8 protein-coding genes are annotated in these 7464 nt (G+C 62.8%); 4 read left to right on the top strand and 4 right to left on the bottom strand.

Going from position 1 to position 7464, the window contains the following annotated elements; genetic code table 11:
• The first annotated feature begins 150 nt into the window (after positions 1 to 150).
• From prmC to EGJ86_RS16950, 4 genes are all read left to right on the top strand, one after another.
• Entirely contained in the window at positions 151 to 984 is an 834-nt protein-coding gene (gene prmC, locus EGJ86_RS16965) for a peptide chain release factor N(5)-glutamine methyltransferase (protein WP_125835897.1), read from the top strand.
• A gap of 4 nt (positions 985 to 988) precedes the next feature.
• A complete protein-coding gene (locus EGJ86_RS16960; RefSeq protein ID WP_125835935.1) occupies positions 989 to 1738 on the top strand; it encodes a molybdopterin-synthase adenylyltransferase MoeB in 750 nt (249 codons plus the stop codon).
• A gap of 101 nt (positions 1739 to 1839) precedes the next feature.
• Positions 1840 to 2631, top strand: coding sequence for a glutamate racemase (gene murI / locus EGJ86_RS16955; protein ID WP_125835896.1), 792 nt, complete (start codon positions 1840 to 1842; stop codon positions 2629 to 2631).
• Positions 2632 to 2724: 93 nt separating this feature from the next.
• Positions 2725 to 3240, top strand: a complete 516-nt coding sequence (locus tag EGJ86_RS16950; RefSeq protein WP_125835895.1) for an acyloxyacyl hydrolase — start codon at positions 2725 to 2727, stop codon at positions 3238 to 3240.
• A gap of 68 nt (positions 3241 to 3308) precedes the next feature.
• Here the strand turns inward: EGJ86_RS16950 and EGJ86_RS16945 are convergent, their stop codons facing one another.
• From EGJ86_RS16945 to ccoN, 4 genes are all read right to left on the bottom strand, one after another.
• Entirely contained in the window at positions 3309 to 4169 is an 861-nt protein-coding gene (locus tag EGJ86_RS16945; protein WP_125835894.1) for a LysR family transcriptional regulator, read from the bottom strand.
• A gap of 271 nt (positions 4170 to 4440) precedes the next feature.
• A complete protein-coding gene (locus tag EGJ86_RS16940; protein WP_125835893.1) occupies positions 4441 to 5574 on the bottom strand; it encodes an HPP family protein in 1134 nt (377 codons plus the stop codon).
• 95 nt (positions 5575 to 5669) lie between these two features.
• Positions 5670 to 5897 (bottom strand): hypothetical protein, encoded by a 228-nt coding sequence (locus tag EGJ86_RS16935; protein WP_125835892.1) that lies wholly within the window; start codon positions 5895 to 5897, stop codon positions 5670 to 5672.
• Positions 5890 to 7338 (bottom strand): cytochrome-c oxidase, cbb3-type subunit I, encoded by a 1449-nt coding sequence (gene ccoN / locus EGJ86_RS16930; protein ID WP_177432874.1) that lies wholly within the window; start codon positions 7336 to 7338, stop codon positions 5890 to 5892. The genes EGJ86_RS16935 and ccoN overlap by 8 nt, the downstream gene beginning before the upstream one ends.
• Positions 7339 to 7464 lie beyond the last annotated feature (126 nt).

Below are 7464 nucleotides of genomic sequence, written 5' to 3'. Positions count from 1 at the left end.
TCCGCTCTCCCCCCCCGCCCCCCCCGCCCCCGCCGCCGGCTCGGCGGGGGGGGGGGGCGCGGGTCGCCCCCCCCCCGCAATGGTACACCCTCTCCCCCGGCCCCTCTCCCGCAAGCGGGAGAGGGGAGAAGAATGCCGCCAGGATGAACCATGGCCACCATCGAATCCCTGCTCGACACCGCTGACCTGCCCGATTCGCCTACGCCGCGGCTGGATGCGGAACTGCTGTTGGCCGCCGCGCTGAACAAGCCGCGCAGCTACCTGCGCACTTGGCCGGAGCGCGAGCTGGGGGCCGATCAACTTGCGCTGTTCCAGGCGAATCTGCAGCGCCGCCGCGAGGGTGAGCCGGTCGCTTATATCCTCGGTCATCAGGGCTTCTGGAGCCTCGATCTGGAAGTGGCGCCGCATACCCTGATTCCTCGCCCTGACACCGAGCTGCTGGTGGAAACTGCACTCGAGCTGCTGCCTGCAGCGCCGTTGGCCGTGCTCGATCTAGGCACTGGCACCGGCGCCATCGCCCTGGCCCTGGCCAGCGAGCGCCCGGTCTGGCAAGTGACCGGCGTGGATCGCGTCGAAGACGCCGTGGCCTTGGCCGAGCGCAATCGTCAGCGCCTGCAACTGGCTAACGCAGCGTTCTTGCACAGCCATTGGTTTTCCGCCCTGGCTGGGCAGCGCTATGGCTTGATCCTGAGCAACCCGCCTTATATCCGTGCGGACGACCAGCATCTCGAACAGGGTGACGTGCGTTTCGAGCCGAGCAGCGCTCTGGTCGCCGGCTGCGACGGGCTAGACGATATTCGTGCGATCATCCAGGCCGCGCCGGACCATCTGCTATCCGGAGGCTGGCTGTTGCTGGAGCATGGTTTCGATCAAGCCGGGGACGTACGCAACTTGCTCAGCGAGGGCGGCTTCGTCGAGGTCGAGAGCCGGCGTGACTTGGGCAACCACGAGCGCATCAGTTTGGGACGTTTCGACCGTGAGTGATCAGATGCTGAGCGATGATGAACTGCTGCGTTACAGTCGGCAGATTCTGCTGAAACAGATCGATGTGGAAGGCCAGCTGCGCCTGAAGCAGGGGCGTGTGCTGATCGTCGGCATGGGCGGGCTGGGCTCGCCCGTGGCGCTGTACCTGGCGGCCGCCGGTGTGGGCGAGTTGCACCTGGCTGACTTCGATACGGTGGATCTGACCAACCTGCAACGGCAGATCGCCCATGACACAGCCAGCATCGGCCAGGCCAAGGTGGACTCGGCCATGGCGCGCCTGGCGGCGATCAACCCGCAGGTCACCCTGGTGCCGCATCGTCAGGCGCTGGACGCCGATTCGCTGGCCGCCGCCGTGAGTGCCGTCGATCTGGTGCTGGACTGCTCGGATAATTTCTTCACCCGTGAGGCGGTCAATGCTGCCTGCGTCGTGGCGGGCAAGCCGCTGGTCTCCGGTGCTGCGATCCGCCTGGAAGGGCAACTGTCGGTGTTCGACCCGCGCAATGAAGCCAGCCCTTGCTACCACTGCCTGTACGGCCACGGTAGCGAAGCCGAGCTGACCTGTAGCGAGGCCGGTGTGGTCGGGCCGCTGGTTGGCCTGGTCGGCAGCCTGCAGGCACTGGAGGCGCTCAAGCTGTTGGCCGGTTTTGGCGAGCCACTGGTGGGCCGCCTGCTGCTGATCGACGCGCTGGGCACACGTTTTCGCGAGTTGCGGGTCAAGCGTGATCCGGCCTGCGAGGTGTGCGGTGGGCGTTAAGAATAGGCTGCAGAACTGTAGGAGCGAGCTCTGCTCGCGAAGCTTCTTGCGTCGACAGCACCATTCGCGAGCAAAGCTCGCGCCTACGAGGATGATTTGAGATGAATCAGTCGCAGGCGCCGATTGGCGTGTTCGACTCCGGCGTTGGCGGCCTGTCGGTGCTGCGCGAGATTCGTCAGCTACTGCCGAACGAGTCGCTGCTTTACGTCGCTGACAGCGGCCATGTGCCCTACGGCGAGAAAAGCCCGGAGTACATTCGCGAGCGCTGTGTGGTGATCACCGAACATCTGCTGGCACAAGGTGCCAAGGCGTTGGTGCTGGCGTGCAATACCGCGACTGCCGCTGCGGCTGCAGAGTTGCGCGAACGTTATCCGAACCTGCCCATCGTCGGCATGGAGCCTGCGGTGAAGCCCGCCGCGGCAGCCACGCGCAGTGGCGTGGTCGGCGTGCTGGCGACCACCGGTACGCTGAAGAGCGCCAAGTTCGCCGCGCTGCTCGATCGCTTCGCCAATGACGTGCGGGTGATCACTCAGCCCTGCCCGGGGTTGGTGGAATGCATCGAGGCGGGCGAGCTGCAGGCGCCCGCCACGCGAGAGTTGCTGCAAGGTTATGTCACGCCGCTGTTGGCCGAGGGCTGTGACACGCTGATTCTCGGCTGCACGCATTACCCCTTCCTGCGTCCATTGCTGAGTGAGCTGGTGCCGGCGTCGGTAACGCTGATCGATACCGGTGCGGCAGTGGCGCGGCAGTTGCAACGCCTGCTCTCGCGTCACGATCTGCTGGCGACGCTGCAGGCCAGGGAAACGCGTTACTGGAGCAGTGGGGAGCCAGCGCAACTTCGCCGGGTTTTGCCGATTTTACTAGGTGAAAAGGCCCAGGTTCTTTCGATATAGTGAATTTTTTTCCGATCAGGCTATCCCTGTTATCGGATGCTTCTATATTTTTGTCACAGCCTGATAAAAACCCTCGCTAAAAAGGAATGACTCATGAAGAAGTTGTACGCCTTTGCCGCAGCAACAGCCCTCACGTTCGGAACTATGGGTGCTGCACAGGCTGCGGATGTAACCGCGGCTATTGGTCAGAGCGGTGATTCAACGATGGTTTATCGCCTGGGCGCGCAGTGGGATTGGAACCACAGCTGGCTGGAGAGTAGCTACGGCCGTCTGACTGGCTACTGGGACCTGGGTTACACCTACTGGGACGGTGACGACACGGCGAGCAACCACAGCGTTTCCTTCGCGCCAGTATTCGTTTACGAGTTCGCCGGGCAGAACGTGCGTCCTTACATCGAAGCCGGTATCGGCGTTGCCGCTTTCTCCAGCACCGAGCTGGAAAGCAACGAACTGGGTTCGTCGTTTCAGTTCGAAGACCGCATCGGCGTCGGCCTGCGTTTCGCCGGGCAGGAAATCGGCCTGCGTGCGATCCACTATTCCAACGCTGGTCTGAAGAAGCCAAACGATGGCGCCGAAGCCTACACCGTGCATTACCGCATGAGCTTCTGAACAGTCATTGACATGGCTATGAAGAAATCGCCCCTCTATACGAGGGGCGATTTCGTTTCAGATGGTACTTAGATCATCGGGTCCCAGCGCTGCGACCAGTCCGTGTCCTCGGCGATGATTCCGCGCAGTAGATCGAACGCCTGCTGCAGCACTACCGAGTCGCGCTCGCGGGAATACACCAGGTAGGTCGGGTAGCTGAACTCGGGGGCGCGCGGCACGCGTTTTAGCACCTTCTTGTCCAGGTAGCTCTGCACCACTCGCGTGCGGAAGTAGCCAGAGCCGCCGTGCTCGAGAATGTACTGAAGGGCCAGCGGCCCGAGGTTGAACGATACTGGCGCCTTTGCCCGATCCGGTAGCGCGCTGTCATGCTGCAGGCGGAAGGCCTCGCCCCAGTCGACGTACACATAGGGTTCGGGATTCTTCGCGCGTACCAGGATCAGCTTTTCTTCCAGCAACTGCTCCACTTGCATGCCCGGCCAGTAGTTCGGCTGATAAACCAAGGCTGCATCGAGCACGCCCAGTTCAAGCTGACGCAGCAGCTCCTGACCTGCGCCGATATGGGAGTGCACGGCGTACTGGTCGATGTGGGTGCGGATGCGGCTGACCCAGCGCAGCATCAACGGGTTGCACAGACTGACCTCGCCGCCGATGTGGATGACGTTGTGATAGCCGTCCGGTAGCGGCAGGTCGCGCTGCGCTGCCTCCCAGGTTTGCAGTATCTGATTGGCGTAGGCGACGAAGGCTTCGCCGTCGGCCGTTAGCTTGGCCCCGGCTCGGTTGCGTACGAACAGCGTACAGTTGAGGTGGCCTTCGAGCTTCTGGATGCGCGCCGTAACGGCCGTCTGGGTAACGTGTAGGCGTTCGGCGGCGGCGATGAAGCTGCCGCTGCGAACGATTTCCAGAAAGGTGCGAGTCAGATCGATGTCCATGTCGTGGCAGGGCTCAGCAAGCGGGCAGGCGGGCAGTGTAAGGGCTGCTCTGGCACTTTTCGATGAGCAGCCGCATTTGGGGTAACGAGCTTGAGTCGCAGTATGGGGGCTTCTAAAAACGTAGGCGAGGCAGCCAGCGTAAGGCCAAAAAGGCGAAAAAGCGGAGTTTACGAGCTGTTAATGAGTATTTTGATCGGACTCGCGCACGAGCTTTTTTAACGCAGCGATGGCAACGCAGGTAGTTTTTAGAGGTGTCCAGTAGGTCGTCGTCTCAATCGAAGTGGGCCAAAAGATCTCGTTGCAGCGCAGCAATCACGTCGGTCTGGGTGATGATGCCCACCAGTTTCTCGTTCTCCAGTACCGGCAGGCAGTGCAGGCCGCGGTCGGATAACACGTCGATCAGGTCGACAACGTGCGTATCGACCTCGGTGCAGCGTACCGGGCTGCTCATCAGCTCGCCCAGGCGCGGGCGAGGGCGCCGCCTGAACAGGCCGAAGCGCCTGGCCGGGCGGCGATGCAGGGGGGCGATCAGGTCGCTGAGGCTGACGATGCCGACCAGTTGCTGATTATGGTCGAGGATTGGCAGCGCCTTGAGGTGATGGTGGCGCAGCAGGTGCAGGCCCTGTTTGATGCTGGTGCCCGGCGTGGCGCAGATCAGGTCGCGTGACATCACCTGGCCGGCGCGGATATCGCCCATGCTGCGGCGCAGCGCATAGCGCTCGGTGCTTTTGACGATCATCGCCAGGTCTTCGCGAGTCACGTCGACGAAGGCGCCGAGTTCGTCGAGCGCCTGGTCGAGGTCGGTATCGCGGATGCCCACGCGCTCGCCGGGCAACGGGTCGCGGGTATGGTGTGCATCGGCAGGTGGCGTTGTCTGGCGTGGGTAGCGCATGCCGGTGAGGTTGTTATAGATCAGAGCACTGCTCAGCAGGCCCAGCGCGGCGATCACCACCGTCATGGCCGGGTGCCAGGCGGGTATGCCCGGTGCCACGGGGGCGAATACGACGCAGAAGGCGATGGCACCGCCTGGCGGGTGCAGGCAACGCAGCGGGCACATCAGCAACAGGCTCAGACCTATCGCCAGGGCGGCGCCAAGCAGGCTGTGATCGAGCAGATGACCGACCAGCACGCCGACCAGCGTGGCGCACAGATAGCTGCCGAGGATCGACCAGGGTTGCGCCAGTGCGCCCGAAGAGACGGCGAATAGCAGTACCGCTGAGGCGGCCAGCGGGCCGGAGAAGTGCACGGCCAGCTGCGGGCCGAAAAGCTGGCTGCATAGCCAGGTGGTGAAGACAAAACCCAGGCTGGCGCCGAGTGCCGCGCGCAGCCATTCGCGTGGGCGCGTGTGTGGAGCCTCGGGGAGAAAGGCGATGCACCATTGGTGCAGGCGTGATGGTGTGTTCATGGTATCCGGTCAAAAAAAGAGGGCTCTTCACTACTAAAAGCCCTGAGGGTGCCGCAAGCGGCACTTCTGGACGCCCGTCCGTGGGCGAAGGAACGTCAAGCGAGCAGAGACTCTTCGGACGGATTGTCGGGCTCTTCGAGTGGCTGCGTGGTGACCTCGCAAGGGCGGCCCGTGGCTTGCGTCATGCGTGCCGCGGCGTCGGGATCATCGGCGAAGGGCAGCAGGCTGGCCTGGTCGAGCGTCGACGGAGTGCGACAGCCCAGCCAGCAACCGAGCAGGCAGCCCAGCGTGGCGAGTACCGGCAAGGTCAGAGCGTCAGGCATGGGCGGCAGCTCCCACATCCGGAGTGGCGGGTACGGCATCGATGCGTTCGCCGTTGCGTACTGTCAGCCAGGTATTCCAGGCCATCAGTAGCATGCCGCTGGCGAAGACCGCCCCGCCCAGCAGGCGTACGACATAACCGGGGTGGCTGGCTTCCAGCGCCTCGACGAAGGAGTAGGTCAGCGTGCCGTCCTCGTTCACCGCGCGCCACATCAGGCCTTGGGTGATGCCGTTCACCCACATCGAGGCGATGTACAGCACGGTACCGATGGTCGCCAGCCAGAAGTGCGTATTGATCAGGCCGACGCTGTGCATCTGCGTACGGCCGTAGAGCTTGGGCAGCATGTGGTAGAGCGCGCCGATGGAGATCATCGCCACCCATCCCAGTGCTCCCGCGTGTACGTGGCCGATGGTCCAGTCGGTGTAATGGGACAGCGCGTTGACGGTCTTGATGGCCATCATCGGGCCTTCGAAGGTGCTCATGCCGTAGAACGCCAGCGAAACGACCAGAAAGCGCAGGATTGGATCAGTGCGCAGCTTATGCCAGGCGCCGGACAGGCTCATCATGCCGTTGATCATGCCGCCCCAACTGGGCGCCAGAAGGATGACCGACATGGCCATGCCGAGGGTTTGCGCCCAGTCCGGCAGAGCGGTGTAGTGCAGGTGATGCGGGCCGGCCCAGATATACAGGGTGATAATCGCCCAGAAGTGCACGATTGACAGGCGATAGGAGTAGATCGGCCGTTCCGCCTGCTTGGGCACGAAGTAGTACATCATCCCCAGAAAGCCTACCGAAAGGATGAAGCCGACCACGCTATGGCCGTACCACCACTGGATCATCGCGTCGGTGGCGCCGGAGTACACCGAGTAGGACTTAAGCAGCGAGACCGGTTCGGCGATGTGGTTGATCACATGCACCATGCCCGTAACGATGATGAATGCGCCATAGAACCAGTTGCCCACATAGATGTGGCGCACCTGGCGGCGAGCGATGGTGCCGAAGAACAGGTAGGCGTAGATCAACCACAACAGGGTGACCCACAAGGCGATCGGCCACTCCATCTCGGCATATTCCTTGGAGGAGGTGATGCCCAGCGGATAGCTGACGATCATCGCCAGCACGGCTGCCTGCCAGCCCCAGAACAGGAAGTTGGCCAGACCGTCGGAGATGATCCGTACTCGACAGGTACGTTGCAGCACGTAGAACGAGGTGGCGAACAGCGCGCCGCCGCCGAAGGCGAAGATCACCAGATTGGTGTGGACGGGGCGGATGCGCCCGAAACTGAGCCATGGAATACCGAAGTTCAATTCGGGCCAGACCAGTTGGGCCGCGATGAATACACCCATGGCCATTCCGAGGATGCCCCAGAACAGGGTTGTGAGGGTGAAACGGCGAACGATCTCGTAGTTGTAATAGTGAGGGGCAGTCGCAAGGGTAGCCATCATGATTCCGTCTTGCTGAGAAATTTCAGGCGTGCCTCTCCTGTCGCTCGTAACGGGCTGTCGGCGGGTTCGCGAGAGCGTGGCGGGGGCGAAGGAGAGAGCACCGAAAGTGTGCGGGACGGCGAT

The organism is Pseudomonas sp. o96-267 (assembly GCF_003935465.1).
GTDB lineage: Bacteria > Pseudomonadota > Gammaproteobacteria > Pseudomonadales > Pseudomonadaceae > Aquipseudomonas > Aquipseudomonas sediminis.
This window is presented reverse-complemented; position numbering and strand designations above follow the sequence as displayed.